The following is an 18,717-nucleotide window of genomic DNA, read 5'->3' as shown; positions in this document are numbered from 1 at the left end:
TTTTGATTTCTTAAAAGTTTGATACAATTAACTTCAGACATTGCCAGCATTCCTTTCAACCTCCACTGTGATTTGATTAGACACCAATAACAGTAGAGTTATTTGATTGGGCTGGCAAGTCTTTTTTTATTACAACGTTGTGTACTTTTTCGTTGCAAAACTATGTATTTTTATTTTGCACTATACATTTTGACCCATGATGGAAATCCTCAAAGGTTTTAATATCTATATTTTTTTCAAAACGTAACCAATTCTTATTTTTTTTATCTTCTAATATTAAGGTAATCTTAGCATCCTTATTATTAATATTAGTGTCTTTTTCGATCTTAAATTGTAAAATATTAAAGTTATCGTCACTTTTAAGATCTCCTAATATTAATTTACCTTCTAGTGGGCTTTTTCCAATAACAGGATAAAGTTCGCCTTTAAATGTAATATTAGATTCATTTCCGTTTTTGTTAATAACACCTTTTCCATAAATTATTCCATTATTTTGCTGAATTTCTAATGCATTAAAGGTAGTGTCGCCCTTACTTTCTAGTGAATCACTAGTAATAATCTCACCTTTAATTTCTTTGATCATTAAATTAGTCATATTGTCTTCTGCGTTAATGGAATATACACTGATTAGGCAAAGTAGAATTAAAAATAGAGATACTGTAAAAATTCTAAGTTTAGAATTCAATACTATTACCCCCTAATTAGTTTTCCAATATTTCAGAGTTACCAACACCTAATTGTTTAGTGCATTAGACCACCTCCAATAGTGTTAAAATGGAATTTTATTAAATTATATAACAATAAAGGAAAAAAATGTATGGTCGCTTTCGGCTATTTATTCGACAAAAATTTTGTTTCAAAAATCTATCAAAATTCCTATTGAATATTAATAATTTAGTGATATTTTATAGTTATGTTTAAACAAGTTACAACATTGTAACTTAAACCAAACAATGCACCAAAAAGTTCGACAGTTAGAATAAGTTTGAATGATATAATTTTGAAAAAGTTGTAATGAAATGTGAATAACGGAGGAAATTGAAGTTTAATATAAATATTCTTATTGCTTTTATAACCACCTTATTCTTAGCAAATATGAGAATAAGTCTTCAAGATTTGAAAACTTCAGTTTTTTATATTGATGAGGGAGATGTTCGGAAAGAGATGAATTATAAAAGAATTTGGATAATAATTATTTGTTTTTCTTCCTTTATAAATCTTTTTTTAATAGTTAAACTTTTTAGCATAAGCAATAATCAAAATGATCAATTTCAAATATTTATCAATGATTTTGCGTATCAGATAGATAATAATATAAATTTGATAGAATCTATACTTAAAGAACAGCCTGATGAGGTTGAACTAGGAAGTAAAATAAATCTATTAACAAATAACCTTGCTATCCTCGACCATATGATTAGTCGAACACCATATTATATGAAAGGGCAAGGCGGAATCCCGAATGATATAGATAAAATAAAAAACACCATTATTTCTGGTGATAGTAAGCACAATATCCCACCTTTTTTAGAAGATCAAAAGTTGAATAAAAAGGAGAAAAATTTCTTAGAGTATCTGAATAAACATTTATATCAAATGTTAGGTGAAATATATAATCACCAAAATGGTGGAAACCGTGGAATTAGATTAAGTAAAGGGCAATTTGATAAGTTTATTCAAGATTATTTTATCTTAGAAGATTATTATCAAATTCTAATAGAGGGATATAACAATAAATAATTTTACATTCAATAACAGAAAAGTAAGTTAAATATTCCTTGATAAGAATATTAAGATAATGGTATATTCCATTTATGGAATATTTAAATTAACGTAGTAGATGAAATTTTTTGTGGAATCTAAAAAGATTATCTTGATGATTCTAAATAAAAATCTAGGAGGTATCAAAATGGGAAGTCAGGTTGAATTAACTCATACTTTCAATGCTCCATGTGATCTTGTGTTTAAGGCATTCACCGACTCAGAACATCTACAAAATTGGTGGGGACCAGAAGGATGGGTGTTCCAAGTTGCTAAAGCGGATTTCCGTCCAGGCGGTGTATTTCATTACAGTCAAAAACCTGTAGATGGTGATGTTATGTGGGTGAAGTTTGAATACGATGAAATTATTGTACCAGAAAAACTCATCTATACGAGTTATTTTTCCGATGAGGAAGGAAATGTCGTCCGCGCACCCTTTGATGAAAACTGGCCAATGAAAATACAAAATGCTTATAAGTTCGAGGAGCTTGATGGGAAAACAATTATTACGATGGTTGCGAAACCTGTTTCTGCAACAGAAGAGGAGCTTGAAAACTTTAAGTTATCACAAAAAATGTTCAAAGAGGGATTCTCAGTTACTTTTACTCAGTTAGAAGATTATATGTCAACAAAGTCAATGTAATAAGGAGGTCTTTATTTGAGTACACCAAAAATTATTATAGCTGGATGGTATACCGTTGAACCAAGTAAACGTGATGAAGTTGTTAAGGCCCATGAAGATTTGATGAAACGGGCAAGACAAACCCCTGGATGCCTTGATCTGGCGATAACTGCTGACCCGATTAATCCAGCACGAATCAATAATTTTGAATCATGGCAATCAGAGGAAGCTTTACAAGCATTTCGTAAAGTAGCAAATCCCCCAAAACAAATCACTCCAATCTTAGAAATAAATATGTCGAAACATCACATTAATAAAACTGAACCACCATTTTAAGATCAAATTAAACTCTTAATATTCCTTGACAAGAATATTCTATTTAAAGAATAATATAAATAACTACTAGAACTCACTTTGATACTCAATGATTTGGAGGTGGCCAATCAAGTGGTAAGTGAACGTTGAAAAATTGGATGTTAAAACTTAGGGTAGGAGCTGATCAACATGAACGACCAAACATTTAGTGCACTAGCAGATTCTAATCGACTAGATATTATTGATTTATTACTAAAGCATCCACAATCAGTAGGAGAGATTGCAGAAAAACTTGAACTCAATCAACCTCAAACTTCAAAGCACCTTAAAGTATTAAATGAAGCGGGGCTTGTAGAGGTTCAGCCTGAGGCTAATCGCAGAATTTACAAATTAAAAGCAGAATCGTTCCAGGAAATAGATCGATGGCTCGACTCTTACCGAAAGATGTGGGAAGCGCGTATGGATCGATTGGATGATTATCTAGATGTATTACAAGGGAAAAAACCTTTGAACTAAATTCAATTATGGAGGCGTTATGATGTCAATTCAAGATGTAAGATCAAGAGTGGAGGGTGATCGAGTATTAATACTCGAGCGTACATTTGGGGCACCGCGTGATCTTGCATTTAAAATGTTTAAAGAACCTGAACACCTTAAGCATTGGTGGGGCCCTGTTGGCTGGGAGTTACCTTATTGCGAGATTGACTTTCGGCCAGGTGGGACCTGGAATTATTGTATGAAGTGTATGGACAGAAATCAAGGCGAATATTACGGCATGGAATCTTGCGGTAAAGCCATTTACAAAGACATCATAGAGCCGGAAATGATAGCATATACAGATTATTTAGCGGATACGGATGGAAATATTAATGAGGAATTGCCAGCTTCAGAAATTGTAGTTGAATTTATTGATTTAGGTGACGAAACGAAACTTGTTAATCGTGTTGAGTATGCATCTGCAGAAGCGCTTAATACTGTCATAGATATGGGTATGCTTGAAGGTATCGCCCAAACTTGGGATCGTTTGGAAGAACGCCTTGCGAATGTTAAACAAGGTTCTTAGGAGGACATTATAGATGCTTAATCAAAAAATTGTTCCACACCTATGGTTTGATCATCAAGCAAAAGAAGCAGCTGAGTTTTATACGAGTATTTTTCCAGATTCGGAGGTTACTAATCTATCAACTGTAAACGATACGCCATCTGGAGATAGTGATATAGTGTCATTTAATCTAGCGGGTTTTTCGTTTATGGCAATCAACGGTGGACCAAGTTTTAAGTTTAACCCTTCCATTTCGTTTATGATAAATTTTGATTCATCTAAAGATGCCAATGCGAAGGAAAACCTAAAGATGCTTTGGGCGCAGCTTGCTGAAGGTGGAACCCCACTTATGGAGCTTCAGGAATATCCATTTAGCGAACTTTATGGGTGGATCCAAGATAAATATGGTCTGTCATGGCAATTAATTTTGACTAATCCAGAAGGTGAAGAACGACCTTTTATTATTCCGTCTGTAATGTACGTCCAAGATTTGGCTGGTAAGGCGGAAGAAGCCATTGATTATTATCTTTCAGTTTTCAATGATTCCAAAAGAGGAACAATAGCCCGTTATCCAGATGGTATGGCTCCGAATGAGGAAGGAACGGTTATGTTCACGGATTTCAAACTGGAAGGTCAATGGTTTGCGGCAATGGATAGCGCACAACAACATGATTTTAAGTTTAATGAAGCGATATCACTGTTAGTCAGGTGTGACAATCAAGAAGAAATCGATTACTATTGGGAAAAACTTTCATCGGAACCTTCGGCAGAACAGTGCGGGTGGCTAAAGGATCCTTACGGTGTCTCTTGGCAAGTCTGGCCAGAAGTGATGGGAGAAATGTTAACTAACGCAAAAGGTGAGCAAAAAGAACAATTAACCAAAGCGTTTCTCCAAATGAAGAAATTTGATATTAAAAAATTAGAGGAAGCTTATCAGGGAAATTAAGTAAAACAAACACCAGTCAACTGTGTTGGCTGGTGTTTTTAATGGCTTTAATTTATCAAATTACGATGCTCAACTATAGAAACGTTTTTATTGTTTATTCGAATTAAGCAATAAAAAAAGACGTAATGCCAACTAGAGTTGATAAAATAATCCCTGTCAGCATTGAGATGATATATTCTTTTGAACCCCTTAAAAAGATCAACTGCATAAGGGAATGAAAGGTAAATATGGCAAGAATGAAAATAATGACCGCACTTTTATTACTAATAACGTTATAACTATGGTTCACAAGATAAAGTGTTGATAAAGTGATCATGAGTAATGTATGTAAATTAGCGTGAGTTTTATTAACATGGATGCTAGATTTAGAGTCTTTTTTTATCCCCAAAATAGCCCTGGTCACTTTATCAATAATGTATATAGCTCCAACTAGCATTAAGGCAAATAATAAAAATCCTACAAGGTGGTTCATATTTCTCCTCCGTCATCTTGAGTTTAAGCCGCATCTTTTTGATCTTGATTTTTTGGCTTAGAACGAAATTTTAAATAAACTAACATTCTAATTAACCTCTCTAATGGCCCCTGACTAAATTTCTTCAAGTACAACTGACTTAAAAAAACCTGAATGATATAAATAACCACTCCTATTAAAGTAGCCACCGTAACTCCGAGCTTACCGAACATACCTAAACCATAACCATAGAAAATGAATGTACAAATAATCGTTTGTAAGATGTAATTAGATAATGATAACTTTCCAACCTTTTCAAAACCTTTAATTACGTTATGTCCATTTAGTTTCGTGTACAAGTAGGCAAATATAAAAATGTACCCCATGGATAGTGACATGTCACCTATTATTGTTAAGTCGAGTTGAGGAATTACGTATAACGTAAGCTCCATTAAGAATCCAATGGGTAATAAAATACTTGCAGCTATGAGATAAGATCGTTTATGTTGTTCCGGTTGATGAAGCCACTGTTTTTTTCCTGCATAAATACCTAATAAAAATATAGGGAGCAACAAGAAAGGAATTAAGGCTATGATGAAGAGACTTTCCCCTAGGCCAATGGTGGCTCCTTTAGTTTCTAAAGTCATCGGGTCTTCATTCAATCGAAACTGTTGAATCTCCTGATAACTTCCTGTTTGATAAACGGTAGTGCTATCATCTAAATAAGCTTCAAGCTGTTCTTCATTAAAAAATATGTATTGGTCCTCTTGTGGGTCGACCGGTACGAAACTAATAATTGTCATTAATGATACGATTACAACTGCCCAAGTTAATAAGGTTTTTGGTTTTCGTTTTATAAACATTAAGAGTATAAGTCCGATAACCCCGTATGATAATAAAATGTCACCTTCCCAAAGAAAATAGAAATGTAGCCCACCAATCATGATTAATCCAATAAATCGTCTGCCTAGATAGCGTTTTATGGGCAAACCATTGGATCTAAGCTTATCGATCATCAAAACAATAGAATAACCAAAGATGAATGTGAAGATAGGCATAAACGAGCCCTCAATAAAAATCTCTATTAGATAATTTGTGAAAAGGTCAATGCCGTTAACAGAGTAATAGTCTAATTCATCTTTTCCATAAATGCCGTATTGGAAGATGAGTAGATTTGCTAGTAAGATTCCGAACAAACTGAAGCCTCTTATAGCATCGATTAAAGAAATTCTGTTTTGGTTCATTATTCAAACTCCTTCAAAAATTAGCGCTTATTTAAATATACAGTTTTATTCAGAAAAAGACAATATTAGGTAATGATGTTTGAAGTTCCTCTGTTAAGGTAAACAATTATAAAGACAAGAAGGAGGGACTTTGATGGAAGAGCGTGTGAATTATCTTGTGAAATGGATGCAAGAATATGTAGAAGATGCCGGTGCTAACGGGGTGATCGTTGGCGTAAGTGGTGGAATTGATTCGGCTTTAGCTGCAGCACTCATGAAACGAGGATTTCCTGCAGAATCTCTAGGTGTAATCATGCCGATTGGAAAACCTATTGACGAACAGCCAGATGCTTTAGAACTCGTGAAAAAATTAGATCTGACTTATTATGGCATAGAGTTGACGAACGCTTACGAGGTTCAACTGGACCTAATTAAGCAGGCTTTGGGTAACCAATGGAATGCAGAGACAGAACAAATGGTAAGTGCCAACTTAAAAGCACGGGTCCGCATGAGCACACTTTATGCTCTAGCTCAAAATTTTGGCTATTTAGTAGTTGGCACTGGTAATAAGGCAGAAACGTATACTGGCTATTTTACGAAGTATGGTGATGGAGCATCAGACTTAGAACCACTTAAGAACCTAACTAAAGGTGAGGTCTTTGAGATGTCAGAATATCTAGGTGTGCCTGATGCGATACTAAATAAAAAACCAAGTGCGGAACTTTGGGAAGGCCAAACAGATGAACAAGAGATGGGTGTATCGTATGCTCATATCGATGCTTATTTAAGGGGAGAAGAGATCCCAAGAGATTCATTAGATGTGATTCAACAGTTACACAAGTCTACGGAACATAAACGAAACATTGCTCCAAGTCCTAAACCATACAAAGGGTGAACAAGATGGGTAATCAAAAGACAGCCTTACTAATTATAGATATGATTAATCGAATGGATTTTGAAGGGGCAGAGGACCTTTATAACAATACGGTTGATATTGTTGGTCCCATGGTAGAGTTGAAGAAGTTAGCTAAACAAGAGGGACTACCTGTCATCTATGTGAATGATAACTTTGGAATGTGGAAGGAAAACCATGATGACCTTATTGACTATTGTTTAGATGGTATGGCGAAAGATTGGATTGAAAAACTAAAACCTGAAGAAGATGACTTTTTTATTATTAAGTCAAAACATTCAGGATTTTATGGGACTCAATTGAATCTGTTACTTGAAGATTTAGAGGTTGATCACTTAATTTTAACTGGGATTGCTGGCGACATGTGTGTGCTGTTTACCGCCAAAGATGCTTATTTAGAAGGCTATTCAATGTGGGTGCCACAAAATTGCATGGCATCTGAAGAAGAGTTTTATAATAACGCAGCCCTGCACATTATTCATCGATTAACTCAATGTGATATTTCGGAGTTTAATGGGAAGCTGAACTTAAATTAGATAATAAAAGCGAAAAATAGATAATAAAACCTGGATTTTAGATAATAAATGTGAAAAATAGATAATAAACATCGAGATTTAGATAATAAATTCAGAAATTAGATAATAAACCTTAAGAATTAGATAATAAATCAAAAAAATAGATAATAAAAGCCGAGGTTTAACGCCTCGGCTTATGTAGTAGATAAGAAAAGATGCCCTGAGCAAATTCAGGGCATCTTCGTTATTTATTGATCTTTTCGATTTAACTTATTTTCAAATTTGGCTAGTTGTGTTTTCGCGAATTCACGTCCGCCAATACCAAATGAGATGGCAAACGCAATCATAAGACCACCTAGGATTAATAAGAACCCAATGTTAACAATGGTTTTCGCAAACTGTAATTGATCTAATGTCATGAATACGGCAAAAACAATGACAACATATTTCACGATCTGTGCTGAGAATGGGCTGTTTGTGTATTTCGTAATCCAGTTGCTTAATAGGTTCGCTAAGAATAGGCCACCACCTAAGATTAACAGTGCACTTAGTAAGAATGGTAGGTAACCAATTAACGCATCACCAATGGTGTTCAACACTTCAAGTTCTAGTACGTTTAGCGCCTCAACTGTAAAGAATAGGACGATGACCGCTTTAGTAATAGTTCCTAGTAGTTGTGCTAAATCGACATTCGGCTTGTCTTCACTATTTAATCCAAATGATTCATAAATATTATTGATGCCAGTTCCTTGTAGTAGGCTAGTTAATAGGTTGCCTAGTAGTTTTGCTAGATAGTAACCAACAATTAGTAGAATAATCGCTACAAAAATATTTGGAATCATAGTTAGAACATCATTTAATACAGCTTGAATTGGTTCTGAGATCGTTTGAATGTCTAAAGCTTCTAATGCAATTGTGACAATCGGAATTAAAATGATAATATAGATGATATTAGCTAGTACGTTTGATAAAGTTGTTTGAACTTCAGCTCCACCACTATTTCTAGGGCTAATTTTATTAAACCAATCATCTAAATTTAAGCTTCTGAAGAATTTTTCGAATAGTTCTTTGATGAGTTTAGCTATGAAGATCCCAATGACTAAAATGATGGCTGCGGCAATGAGGTTCGGGATGAATCCGAGAAGTTTGTCCATCATATTTGAAATAGGTTCGGAGACTGAATTCATATTAAGTGCATCTAGAATGGCTGGTAAAAATAATATGAACACTAAGAAATAAACAATTTTACCGGCACTATTTAGAATACTTTTTCCGTGATTTTCATCTCGTACAACAGGTGTTTTACTTAATCCTTTGTGTAGGCCCATTTTGACGAAAAGCTTTTGTACAATATTTTTAGCTACAACTGCGACGATCCAAGCTAGTAATAATAGAAGTAGTGCAGCAATCACACTTGGAATGGCTTGGATTAAATCGTTTAACATACTCTGGAACGATGATGATAAATCGTTCATGCAATCCTCTCCTTTTTTGAAAATTATTTGCTCTATAATTCATATAACCTAATGTCAAATTGTTAAACATTTTGATGAAAAGAGGGTGTAATCGTTGAACCAAGTGTTTTTTTATACAAAGCCAGGGTGCAAGTTATGTGAGGAAGCGAAGGAACAGCTTCAGACTTATCAATTAATGTATGATTTTAAAATCTTGGAACATAATATAGAAGAAGATGATACTTTATTAGAAACGTATTTTTTAACGATTCCAGTTGTCAAAATAGGTGAAGAAGAACTGAATGCATCATCGCTCAACGCAGGAACGCTGGATGATTTTATTACGAAAAATTTGGCTAAATAAAAATGTTTGCCAACGGGGGAGTGTTTTGCTATTCTGTTCTTAGGATATTTTTTTGCCCTCAGCGGGACAAAAAATGACTACCTAAAGGACGAAAAATGACCAAGAAAGCAGGTGGAGGGATCTGAATAAACTTTTTCAATTTCAAAAAATGCTTATTCCGGATTTGTTAACCGTCATTGATCAGCGCTATCAGATCTTAAAAATGATTCACTTGCATGAACCGATTGGTCGCAGGACTCTAGCTGATCAGTTAGGCAAAACGGAAAGGCAAATGCGAAGTGAAATTGAGCTTCTCGATGAACAAGGTTTGGTTGATGTTACAAGTAAAGGTATGTGGGTAAGTGACCAAGGACGTTCGGTTGTTGAGACTTATCCAGATATCATGCGGGAGATCTCAGACTTAGATAATTTAGAAGCTCAATTGCTAAAAGCTCTACCAGTTCAAAAGGTGAAAATCGTACCAGGGAATGCGGATCAGGACAAAGAGGTTAAGGAATTGCTAGGTCAAGCAGCAGCGGAAGAGCTTCTACAACGGTTGAGTGATCACTCGATTGTGACGGTAACAGGCGGCTCTACGATGGCAGCAGTAGCAGAGAACTTAAACCCAATTGATCAAGTCAGGCCGCTTTTTGTTCCAGCGCGTGGTGGACTTGGTGACATGCATGAGTACCAAGCGAGTTCCATTTGTGTACAGATGGCGAAACGTATGAATGGAAGTTATCGTTTGCTGTATGTACCGGATACCGTTGGAAAAGATATTTACACAAAAATGATGGAAGAACCTGCTGTTAAGGATGTGATTTCCTTAATTCAACAAGCGGAGATCGTCATTCATGGTATTGGGGATGCGCTGAAAATGGCTCGTCGCCGCCAAGCTGATGAAGAGCAAATTAAATTGCTTCAAGAAAAATCTGCAGTAGGGGAAGCTTTTGGTTATTACTTTGACCAAAACGGGAAAACTATACACCAGTTAAATTCTATCGGTATGACGAAAGATCTTTTGACAGATGATAAGACCGTTATGACGGTTGCAGGTGGAGCAAGTAAGAGTCAAGCGATTTCAGCCTTTTTTAAATGGGGCTCAACAGATGTGTTAATTATTGACGAAGCGATCGCGCGAGTTTTATTAACATCATCATCTATATAATTTTAGGAGGTTTTCATAATGGCAGTAAAAGTAGGTATTAATGGTTTTGGACGTATTGGACGTCGTGTATTCCGTGCAGCATTAAACAATAGTGAGGTTGAAGTAGTAGCTGTTAACGATTTAACAGATGCGAATATGCTCGCTCATCTATTAAAATATGACTCCGTTCACGGTGAATTAGATGTTGACATCGAAGCGAAAGAAGGCGCAATTTTAGTTGATGGTAAAGAGGTTAGAGTATTATCTGAACGTGACCCTGCAAATTTACCATGGGGAGATTTTGGTGTAGAAGTCGTGATCGAATCAACTGGCTTATTCCGTAAACGCGAAGATGCACAAAAACATATTGATGCAGGTGCTAAAAAAGTTATTATCTCAGCACCAGCTCAGGATGAAGATTTAACAATTGTGATGGGTGTTAATGACGATAAGTATGACAAAGACAGTCACCACATCGTTTCAAACGCTTCTTGTACAACGAATTGCTTAGCACCTGTAGCAAAAGTGTTAAGTGACAAGTTCGGTCTTAAGCGTGGCATCATGACAACTGTGCACTCGTACACAAACGACCAACAAATTTTAGACTTACCTCATAAAGACTACCGTCGTGCACGTGCAGCAGCTGAAAACATCATTCCGACAACGACTGGTGCAGCTGAAGCGGTTGCGAAAGTACTTCCAGAAGTAAATGGTAAACTAACAGGTATGGCAATGCGTGTACCGACTCCAAATGTTTCTATTGTAGACTTAGTTGCCGAATTAGATAAAAACGTAACAGTTGATGAATTAAACGCAGCGTTAAAAGAATCTGCTGAAAATGAATTAAAAGGAATTTTAGACTATACAGATCTACCACTTGTATCAAGTGACTATAATGGTAGCCCTTATTCTTCAATTGTTGATGGTGATTCAACATTAGTTATTGAAGATAACATGGTAAAAGTCGTATCTTGGTATGACAACGAATCAGGTTACTCAACTCGTTGTGTCGATTTAGCGGCTTATATGGCAAAACAAGGTCTATAAGTTTTTCGAATGAATGATTGAATAATGGTAAAATATAGGGAGGGACATTGACTTGTTCCTCCCTATTTTCTAGAATTTTGTCGGAATCGAGTGGGAACATGAGGTAAGTTTTGCTATATTAGTTACATAAAGAACTATTTGGAGGTTTTGACATGCGCAAAATGACGGTAAAAGATATGGATTTAAAAGGTAAGCGCGTTTTATGTCGTGTCGATTTTAACGTGCCTTTATCTAAAGGGGAAATCTCAGATGATACACGTATTCGTGCGGCGTTACCTACGATTCAATATTTAGTTGAACAGGGAGCTCGCGTGGTATTAATGAGTCACCTTGGACGACCAGGTGGTGAAGTCGTTGATGAGTTACGCTTAGATCCGGTTGCTCAACATTTAAGTAATTTACTTGAACAACCCGTTTTAAAAGCTGACGAAGTTTACAGCCAAGAAGTGGTGAATGAAGTAAATAGTTTGGATAATGGACAAGTTTTACTATTAGAAAACGTTCGTTTCCATCCCGGTGAAAAGAAAAACGATGCTGAATTAGCAGAACAGTTAGCGTCACTTGGAGATGTTTATGTAAACGATGCATTCGGTGCCGCTCACCGTGCACATGCATCAACTGAAGGCGTTGCTCATCATTTACCTGCAGTGTCAGGCTTTTTACTAGAAAAGGAAATCGAAGTGCTAGGCCAGGCGTTAGAAAATCCTGAACGACCATTTACAGCAATCATTGGCGGGGCGAAGGTTAAGGATAAGATTGGTGTAATTGACCACTTATTAGATAAAGTTGACCACCTATTAATCGGGGGAGGCTTATCTTACACATTCATTAAAGCCTTAGGTCATGAGATTGGAAAGTCATTATTAGAAGAAGATAAAATTGATTTAGCTAAAGAGTTTATGCAAAAAGCCAAAGACAAAGGGGTATCGCTACATTTACCTGTCGATGCCGTGGTAGCAGATGAATTTTCTAGAGAAGCGAATACGAAAGTTGTTTCGATTGAAGAAATCCCAGCTGATTGGGAAGCGCTAGACGTTGGCCCTGAAACGGTAAATAAGTTTAGTGATATTGTTAAAGATTCTAAGCTTGTGATTTGGAATGGACCGATGGGTGTATTTGAGTATGAAGCATTTGCGAACGGAACAAAAGGTGTTGCTGAAGCATTAGCTGAAACAGAAGGGTATACGGTTATTGGTGGCGGTGACTCTGCATCGGCCGTTGAGAAATTTGGTTACGCTGAAAAGATGGATCACATCTCTACAGGTGGAGGAGCATCCCTTGAATTTATGGAAGGTAAAGTACTTCCAGGCGTTGCAGCATTAAACGAAAAGTAATTTAAAATACAGAGGTGAAATCATGAGAAAACCAATCATTGCAGGAAACTGGAAAATGAATAAGCTTGTGGCTGAAGGGGCGCGTTTTGTCGTTGATATCCGTGAAAAAGTACCTTCAAACGATGAAGTGGACACAGTTGTTTGTGCGCCATTTGTTCATATTCCATTTTTATCAGAAGCGGCAAGAGAATTTCACGTGAAGATCGGTGCTCAAAACATGCACTATGAAGAAAGCGGTGCCTTCACTGGCGAAGTAAGCCCAAGCATGTTGGAAGACTTACTTGTAGATTATGTCGTGATCGGACACTCAGAACGTCGTCAGTATTTCAACGAAACAGATGAGTCAGTTAACAAAAAGACTTTAGCAGCTTTTGCACATAACTTACTACCGATCGTTTGCGTAGGTGAATCGTTAGAGCAACGTGAAAACAATGAAACAATGAGCTTTGTTGAGGGACAAGTTCGTAACGCCCTTCAAGGATTAACAGACGAACAAGCGAAACAAGTTGTTCTTGCTTATGAACCGATTTGGGCAATCGGTACAGGAAAAACAGCCACAACAGAACAAGCAAATGAAGTATGTGCTCATATCCGTCAAGTGGTTCAAGATCAATTTAGCGAAGAAGTGGCACAAGAAGTCCGCATTCAATACGGTGGAAGCGTGAAGCCTGAAAATATTGAAGAGCTTTTAAGCCAATCAGATATCGACGGTGCACTTGTTGGTGGCGCAAGTTTAAAAGAAGACTCATTCTTAAAATTAGTGGAGGCTGGTCAGAATGCCCGATAACAGACTCGCGGCACTCATCATTTTAGACGGTTATGCCTTACGCGACGAAGAATATGGTAATGCTGTTAAACAAGCGAACACGCCTAATTTTGACCGTTACTGGAATAACTATCCCCATTCTACGCTAAGGGCATATGGAGAAGCAGTTGGTCTTCCAGAAGGTCAAATGGGGAACTCAGAAGTAGGACACCTAAATATAGGTGCAGGCCGCATTGTTTATCAAAACTTAACTCGCATTAATTTATCGATTAAAGAGCGTGAGTTTCATCAAAATGAAGCGTTTGTGAAGGCTTCTAGTCATGCGAAAAATAATGACGGTGCGCTCCATATTTTTGGTTTGTTATCTGATGGTGGTGTTCATAGTCATATTAAACATCTATTTGCTTTACTAGAGATGGCAAAAGAGCAAGAGGTTGAAGATGTTTATGTTCATGCGTTTTTAGATGGCCGTGATGTCGGACCTAAAACAGCAGTTACTTATCTTGAAGAGTTGCAAGCGAAAATGGATGAACTAGGTGTTGGCCGACTTGCGACAGTATCTGGTCGTTATTATGCGATGGATCGTGACAATCGTTGGGAGCGTGTGGAAAAAGCGTTCCGTGCGATACGTTTAGGTGAAGGTCCGACATCTCAGAATGCTGTTCAATCTGTTGAAGATTCTTACAACATAGATGTTGTGGACGAATTTGTTGATCCATTCGTCATGACGGATGAATCAGGTTCACCTGTCGGAAAGGTTCAAGATGGAGATGCGATAATTTTTGCCAACTTCAGACCAGACCGCGCACTACAGTTAACGGATGTTTTTGCAAATAATCGTTTAGATGTTTTTGAAGAAACCTATGAACCTTTAAATAATTTAGAAATGGTGACGATGACGCAATACAGTGAGGACTTAAATGTTCATGTAGCTTATCCACCAAACATGCCAAAGAATACGATTGGTGAAGTCGTTGCTAATGAAGGTTTAAAGCAACTCCGCATTGCAGAAACGGAGAAGTACCCTCATGTGACTTATTTCATGAGTGGTGGGCTCGACCAAGAATTTGAAGGGGAGAAACGAATTTTAATCGATTCACCCAAAGTTGCGACTTATGACTTGAAGCCAGAAATGAGTGCTTATGAAGTGACAGGTGCTTTACTAGGAACGTTAGAAGAAGACCCACCAAACCTGATTATCCTGAACTTTGCGAACCCTGATATGGTCGGCCATTCAGGAAAAGTCGAACCTACTGTTAAAGCAGTTGAAGCAGTTGATGAGTGCTTAGGCAAAGTCGTAGATCAAATAGTTGAGTTAGGTGGCCACGCGGTTATCACAGCAGACCACGGAAATGCCGATCAAGTTTTAAATGAAGACGGCAGTCCAATGACCGCTCATACGACCAATCCTGTTCCCGTAATCGTAACGAAATCAGGCTTAGAACTACGTGATGATGGAATTTTAGGTGACCTATCGCCAACGGTATTGGATTTATTAGATATTAAACAACCTACAGAAATGACAGGCCAATCGTTAATTAAATAACTGACTGATATTTTCGGAAAAGTGACCGATAAATTAAAAAAACTGACCGATAAAACTTGAGCAAGGGTCGATATTTTCTAATCAAGGGTCGATAAATTTAGTTAAAAGGTCGATAAATCCTGAAAAAGGGTCGATAAGTCTCAAAAAAGGGTCAATAAGTCTCGAAAAGGGGCCGTTAATTTTCAAAAACAGTCCGTAAACAAAGCCTGATGAATTTTTATAAAAAAGAATAAAGGAGAGTTTCAAACATGCCATTTATAGTTGATGTTTATGCTAGGGAAGTATTAGATTCAAGAGGTAATCCGACGATCGAAGTTGAAGTTCAAACTGAGTCTGGAGCATTTGGCTCTGCGCTTGTTCCAAGTGGTGCTTCAACTGGTGAATATGAAGCGGTTGAATTGCGTGATGGTGACAAAAATCGTTACTTAGGAAAAGGTGTCGAAGAAGCAGTAAAAAATGTGAATGATATCATTGCGCCTGAGCTTGTTGGCTACAATGTGACGGACCAAGTTTTAGTGGATCAGTTGTTAATCGAACTAGATGGAACAGAAAATAAAGCTAAGCTAGGCGCTAACGCAATCCTAGGTGTTTCTATGGCAACAGCACATGCAGCTGCAGATTACTTAGGTCTTCCACTTTACCAATACTTAGGTGGATTCAATGCGACAACACTTCCAACTCCAATGATGAACATTTTAAACGGTGGGGAGCATGCTGATAATAACGTCGATATTCAAGAATTTATGATTATGCCTGTTGGTGCTCCAACTTTCAAAGAAGCTCTTCGTCAAGGTGCGGAAATTTTCCACGCGCTGAAAAAAGTATTAAAAGACAAAGGCTATAATACAGCTGTAGGTGACGAAGGTGGATTTGCCCCTAACTTAAAATCTAATGAAGAAGCTCTTGAAACGATCGTAGAAGCAATTGAAGCTGCTGGTTATAAAGCAGGTTCAGAAGTGAAACTAGCAATGGACGTAGCGGCTTCAGAAATCTATGATAATGGAAAATATAACCTTAAAGGTGAAGGTGTCACACGTACTGCTGAAGAAATGGTTGATTGGTACGAAGAGATGGTTAACAAATTCCCAATCGTTTCTATTGAAGATGGATTAGATGAAAATGACTGGGATGGCTTCAAACTTTTAACTGAACGAATTGGAGATCGTGTACAATTAGTAGGGGACGACCTATTCGTAACGAACACGAAGAAACTGTCTGAAGGTATTGAAAAAGAAATCGGAAACTCAATCCTTGTAAAAGTGAACCAAATCGGTACATTAACAGAAACGTTCCAGGCTATTGAAATGGCTAAGAAAGCTGGATACACGGCTGTTATTTCTCACCGTTCAGGTGAAACAGAAGACGCGACCATAGCGGATATTGCAGTTGCAACTAATGCTGGTCAGATTAAAACGGGTGCACCATCAAGAACAGATCGTGTGGCTAAATACAACCAACTTCTAAGAATTGAAGATTTCTTAGGAACTGCCGCAACTTATGCAGGTACAACAGCTTTTTACAACTTAAAATAATATGTGGAGGGACTTCCCCACTCCAGTGAGGGAAGTCTTTTTTTCTAAAAAAATGTCTAATCTATGCCGGTAATTTTTTACTAGCATCAAAAATAGAACCCCTTGATATAATAGGGTTTGACAATATTTTCAGTGTGAATTTTTGACTATTTTTTCGGTGATAAATTGGACAAAAGTTACATATTTATTTAGTATTACTATTGGAGAAAGGGAGGTTATGAAATATGGTGAAAAATCTAACTAAATACATCATTTACTCTTTAATACTAGGTATAGTTATCGGTTTAGGAATGAACATATTTACTCCTGATCTATTCGGTCCAGTAGACAAGTACCTATTCGCACCATTAGGGGATATATTCTTACGTCTAATCCAAATGATGGTGGTCCCGATTGTATTCATATCTATTGTTCTTGGTACAGCTAATATTGGTGACCCTAAAAAGTTGGGACGTATTGGCGGAAAAACAATCATCTTTTTCTTATTTTCAACTGCGGTAGCGATTTCAATCGCAATGGCACTAGCATTTATTGTACAACCAGGTGAACCTGGTTTAATGAATGAAGAAGCTGAGAACTTTGAAAGCGATGAAGCTCCATCGGTTGTAGATACATTAGTTAATATAATTCCAACAAATCCAATAGACGCGATGACATCCGGAGAAATGCTTCAAATCATCTTCTTTGCGATTTTTATCGGCTTTGGTCTAGCAATGCTTACAAAGAAAACAGATCGTATCTATCGTTTATTTGAACAAGCGAATGAGCTGGTCATGTATTTAATTATGATTGTTATGTACACAGCTCCGTTTGGTGCATTTGGTCTTATTGCATCGGCTGTAGGTGGTGCAGGACTTGATGCTATTAAATCAATGGCAGCTTACTTCATTGTAGTACTTGCTGCGTTATTTATTCACGCAATTGTTACTTACGGTTCAGTGATTAAGTTCGTGGCTAAGAAGAGCCCATGGTGGTTCTTTAAAAACTTCTCACCTGCTATGAGTGTTGCATTTGGTACAGCAAGTAGTGGTGCTACATTACCTGTTAGTATGAAAACAGCTCAAGAACGTCTAGGTGTACGCAAATCAGTTAGTAGTTTCGTTCAACCATTAGGTGCCACAATTAATATGGATGGTACCGCTATTATGCAGGGTGTGGCGACTGTGTTTATCGCACAAGTATATGCCGTAGACTTAAGCTTTACGCAAATCTTAACAGTATTATTAATTGCGATTCTTGCATCAATTGGTACTGCTGGTGTACCGGGTGTAGGTCTAATTATGTTAGCAATGGTGCTAGATCAAGTTGGCTTACCTGTAGAAGCTATTGGTTTGATTCTTGGTGTAGATCGTCTACTTGATATGACACGTACAGCTGTTAACGTAACAGGTGACGCAACATGTGCGTTGTTTGTATCAGAAACAGAACCAGATTTAGAAGAAAAGAAACCGTCAATCAGCGACGAGGCTTAAGTTAGGTATAGTAAGTATAATAAAGTAACTGAAGTTAATCTTAGCCAAAATGCGAGACTCCAGCAGGAAAAGCACGAGCAGAAAATTACGTCAAACGAACGGAAGTGAGTTTGGGGAAGTTGAAGCCGTGCCTGCGGAAAGCGAAGCATTTTGGCCCAAAAAAATAAAAGCCGAACTATTACTAGGTTCGGCTTTTATTAATAGTATTTTAACTCTATTATGTTCTATATCGATTTAATTCAAAATGACCTTGCGAATTGTCGTAAGATTGTGCTACATTTATATTAT

The 18,717-nt window shown here is 37.0% G+C and carries 20 protein-coding genes; 16 read left to right on the top strand and 4 right to left on the bottom strand.

Annotation, left to right across the window (positions count from 1 at the left end; translation table 11 throughout):
- Window positions 1-160: 160 nt before the first annotated feature.
- Window positions 161-685: a hypothetical protein gene (locus ACTWQB_RS11825; RefSeq protein ID WP_443139390.1), complete on the bottom strand. Its 525-nt coding sequence runs from the start codon at window positions 683-685 to the stop codon at window positions 161-163.
- Between the two features lie 353 nt (window positions 686-1,038).
- Between ACTWQB_RS11825 and ACTWQB_RS11820 the strand changes: the two genes are divergently transcribed.
- The 6 genes from ACTWQB_RS11820 to ACTWQB_RS11795 all read left to right on the top strand — a co-directional run bounded on the left by ACTWQB_RS11820 (window position 1,039) and on the right by ACTWQB_RS11795 (window position 4,686).
- Window positions 1,039-1,740, top strand: coding sequence for a hypothetical protein (locus tag ACTWQB_RS11820; protein ID WP_443139389.1), 702 nt, complete (start codon window positions 1,039-1,041; stop codon window positions 1,738-1,740).
- Window positions 1,741-1,909: 169 nt separating this feature from the next.
- A complete protein-coding gene (locus ACTWQB_RS11815) occupies window positions 1,910-2,404 on the top strand; it encodes an SRPBCC family protein (protein WP_443139388.1) in 495 nt (164 codons plus the stop codon).
- A 15-nt stretch (window positions 2,405-2,419) separates the two neighbouring features.
- The gene (locus tag ACTWQB_RS11810; RefSeq protein WP_443139387.1) at window positions 2,420-2,719 is read left to right on the top strand and encodes a putative quinol monooxygenase; all 300 of its coding nucleotides are present in this window, start codon (window positions 2,420-2,422) and stop codon (window positions 2,717-2,719) included.
- A 168-nt stretch (window positions 2,720-2,887) separates the two neighbouring features.
- Window positions 2,888-3,214: an ArsR/SmtB family transcription factor gene (locus tag ACTWQB_RS11805; RefSeq protein ID WP_443139386.1), complete on the top strand. Its 327-nt coding sequence runs from the start codon at window positions 2,888-2,890 to the stop codon at window positions 3,212-3,214.
- 22 nt (window positions 3,215-3,236) lie between these two features.
- Window positions 3,237-3,761 (top strand): SRPBCC family protein, encoded by a 525-nt coding sequence (locus ACTWQB_RS11800; RefSeq protein WP_443139385.1) that lies wholly within the window; start codon window positions 3,237-3,239, stop codon window positions 3,759-3,761.
- Window positions 3,762-3,774: 13 nt separating this feature from the next.
- Window positions 3,775-4,686 carry a VOC family protein gene (locus tag ACTWQB_RS11795; RefSeq protein ID WP_443139384.1) on the top strand — a complete coding sequence of 304 codons (912 nt, stop codon included), beginning with the start codon at window positions 3,775-3,777 and terminating at the stop codon, window positions 4,684-4,686.
- Between the two features lie 103 nt (window positions 4,687-4,789).
- On the opposite strand, the gene ACTWQB_RS11790 is transcribed toward ACTWQB_RS11795, so the two are convergent.
- Both ACTWQB_RS11790 and ACTWQB_RS11785 read right to left on the bottom strand, forming a co-directional pair.
- Window positions 4,790-5,158, bottom strand: coding sequence for a DUF4181 domain-containing protein (locus tag ACTWQB_RS11790; RefSeq protein WP_443139383.1), 369 nt, complete (start codon window positions 5,156-5,158; stop codon window positions 4,790-4,792).
- Between the two features lie 23 nt (window positions 5,159-5,181).
- Window positions 5,182-6,381 carry a DUF418 domain-containing protein gene (locus tag ACTWQB_RS11785; RefSeq protein ID WP_443139382.1) on the bottom strand — a complete coding sequence of 400 codons (1,200 nt, stop codon included), beginning with the start codon at window positions 6,379-6,381 and terminating at the stop codon, window positions 5,182-5,184.
- A gap of 133 nt (window positions 6,382-6,514) precedes the next feature.
- Here ACTWQB_RS11785 and nadE point away from each other — a divergent pair, with 133 nt between their 5' ends.
- Complete coding sequence (nadE, locus tag ACTWQB_RS11780) at window positions 6,515-7,255, top strand: NAD(+) synthase (RefSeq protein WP_443139381.1); 741 nt, start codon at window positions 6,515-6,517, stop codon at window positions 7,253-7,255.
- A 5-nt stretch (window positions 7,256-7,260) separates the two neighbouring features.
- A complete protein-coding gene (locus ACTWQB_RS11775; protein ID WP_443139380.1) occupies window positions 7,261-7,809 on the top strand; it encodes a cysteine hydrolase family protein in 549 nt (182 codons plus the stop codon).
- Between the two features lie 227 nt (window positions 7,810-8,036).
- On the opposite strand, the gene ACTWQB_RS11770 is transcribed toward ACTWQB_RS11775, so the two are convergent.
- A complete protein-coding gene (locus ACTWQB_RS11770; protein ID WP_443139379.1) occupies window positions 8,037-9,263 on the bottom strand; it encodes a mechanosensitive ion channel in 1,227 nt (408 codons plus the stop codon).
- 103 nt (window positions 9,264-9,366) lie between these two features.
- On the opposite strand from ACTWQB_RS11770, the gene ACTWQB_RS11765 reads away from it, so the two are divergent.
- The 8 genes from ACTWQB_RS11765 to ACTWQB_RS11730 all read left to right on the top strand — a co-directional run bounded on the left by ACTWQB_RS11765 (window position 9,367) and on the right by ACTWQB_RS11730 (window position 18,429).
- Window positions 9,367-9,606 (top strand): glutaredoxin family protein, encoded by a 240-nt coding sequence (locus ACTWQB_RS11765; RefSeq protein ID WP_443139395.1) that lies wholly within the window; start codon window positions 9,367-9,369, stop codon window positions 9,604-9,606.
- 148 nt (window positions 9,607-9,754) lie between these two features.
- Window positions 9,755-10,753 carry a sugar-binding transcriptional regulator gene (locus ACTWQB_RS11760; protein WP_443139378.1) on the top strand — a complete coding sequence of 333 codons (999 nt, stop codon included), beginning with the start codon at window positions 9,755-9,757 and terminating at the stop codon, window positions 10,751-10,753.
- Window positions 10,754-10,771: 18 nt separating this feature from the next.
- Window positions 10,772-11,779 carry a type I glyceraldehyde-3-phosphate dehydrogenase gene (gene gap, locus ACTWQB_RS11755; protein ID WP_443139377.1) on the top strand — a complete coding sequence of 336 codons (1,008 nt, stop codon included), beginning with the start codon at window positions 10,772-10,774 and terminating at the stop codon, window positions 11,777-11,779.
- Between the two features lie 152 nt (window positions 11,780-11,931).
- On the top strand, window positions 11,932-13,113 hold the full coding sequence (locus ACTWQB_RS11750) for a phosphoglycerate kinase (protein ID WP_443139376.1): 1,182 nt from the start codon (window positions 11,932-11,934) through the stop codon (window positions 13,111-13,113).
- Between the two features lie 22 nt (window positions 13,114-13,135).
- Entirely contained in the window at window positions 13,136-13,900 is a 765-nt protein-coding gene (gene tpiA, locus ACTWQB_RS11745; RefSeq protein ID WP_443139375.1) for a triose-phosphate isomerase, read from the top strand.
- Window positions 13,890-15,425 carry a 2,3-bisphosphoglycerate-independent phosphoglycerate mutase gene (gpmI, locus tag ACTWQB_RS11740; protein WP_443139374.1) on the top strand — a complete coding sequence of 512 codons (1,536 nt, stop codon included), beginning with the start codon at window positions 13,890-13,892 and terminating at the stop codon, window positions 15,423-15,425. The genes tpiA and gpmI overlap by 11 nt, the downstream gene beginning before the upstream one ends.
- Before the next feature lie 248 nt (window positions 15,426-15,673).
- Window positions 15,674-16,957: a phosphopyruvate hydratase gene (gene eno, locus ACTWQB_RS11735; RefSeq protein ID WP_443139373.1), complete on the top strand. Its 1,284-nt coding sequence runs from the start codon at window positions 15,674-15,676 to the stop codon at window positions 16,955-16,957.
- 224 nt (window positions 16,958-17,181) lie between these two features.
- Complete coding sequence (locus ACTWQB_RS11730) at window positions 17,182-18,429, top strand: dicarboxylate/amino acid:cation symporter (protein ID WP_443139372.1); 1,248 nt, start codon at window positions 17,182-17,184, stop codon at window positions 18,427-18,429.
- Window positions 18,430-18,717: the final 288 nt, after the last annotated feature.

It is taken from the genome of Piscibacillus sp. B03, assembly GCF_052246295.1.
Lineage (GTDB): Bacteria > Bacillota > Bacilli > Bacillales > Alkalibacillaceae > Piscibacillus.
This window is presented reverse-complemented; position numbering and strand designations above follow the sequence as displayed.

Bases quoted from the DNA above. Each gene is read 5' to 3' on its own strand.
- ACTWQB_RS11815 (WP_443139388.1), top strand. From the start codon at position 1,910: ATGGGAAGTCAGGTTGAATTAACTCATACTTTCAATGCTCCATGTGAT.
- ACTWQB_RS11805 (WP_443139386.1), top strand. From the start codon at position 2,888: ATGAACGACCAAACATTTAGTGCACTAGCAGATTCTAATCGACTAGAT.
- ACTWQB_RS11800 (WP_443139385.1), top strand. From the start codon at position 3,237: ATGTCAATTCAAGATGTAAGATCAAGAGTGGAGGGTGATCGAGTATTA.
- ACTWQB_RS11795 (WP_443139384.1), top strand. From the start codon at position 3,775: ATGCTTAATCAAAAAATTGTTCCACACCTATGGTTTGATCATCAAGCA.
- ACTWQB_RS11790 (WP_443139383.1), bottom strand. From the start codon at position 5,158: ATGAACCACCTTGTAGGATTTTTATTATTTGCCTTAATGCTAGTTGGA.
- ACTWQB_RS11785 (WP_443139382.1), bottom strand. From the start codon at position 6,381: ATGAACCAAAACAGAATTTCTTTAATCGATGCTATAAGAGGCTTCAGT.
- nadE (WP_443139381.1), top strand. From the start codon at position 6,515: ATGGAAGAGCGTGTGAATTATCTTGTGAAATGGATGCAAGAATATGTA.
- ACTWQB_RS11775 (WP_443139380.1), top strand. From the start codon at position 7,261: ATGGGTAATCAAAAGACAGCCTTACTAATTATAGATATGATTAATCGA.
- ACTWQB_RS11770 (WP_443139379.1), bottom strand. From the start codon at position 9,263: ATGAACGATTTATCATCATCGTTCCAGAGTATGTTAAACGATTTAATC.
- ACTWQB_RS11760 (WP_443139378.1), top strand. From the start codon at position 9,755: ATGCTTATTCCGGATTTGTTAACCGTCATTGATCAGCGCTATCAGATC.
- gap (WP_443139377.1), top strand. From the start codon at position 10,772: ATGGCAGTAAAAGTAGGTATTAATGGTTTTGGACGTATTGGACGTCGT.
- ACTWQB_RS11750 (WP_443139376.1), top strand. From the start codon at position 11,932: ATGCGCAAAATGACGGTAAAAGATATGGATTTAAAAGGTAAGCGCGTT.
- tpiA (WP_443139375.1), top strand. From the start codon at position 13,136: ATGAGAAAACCAATCATTGCAGGAAACTGGAAAATGAATAAGCTTGTG.
- gpmI (WP_443139374.1), top strand. From the start codon at position 13,890: ATGCCCGATAACAGACTCGCGGCACTCATCATTTTAGACGGTTATGCC.
- eno (WP_443139373.1), top strand. From the start codon at position 15,674: ATGCCATTTATAGTTGATGTTTATGCTAGGGAAGTATTAGATTCAAGA.
- ACTWQB_RS11730 (WP_443139372.1), top strand. From the start codon at position 17,182: ATGGTGAAAAATCTAACTAAATACATCATTTACTCTTTAATACTAGGT.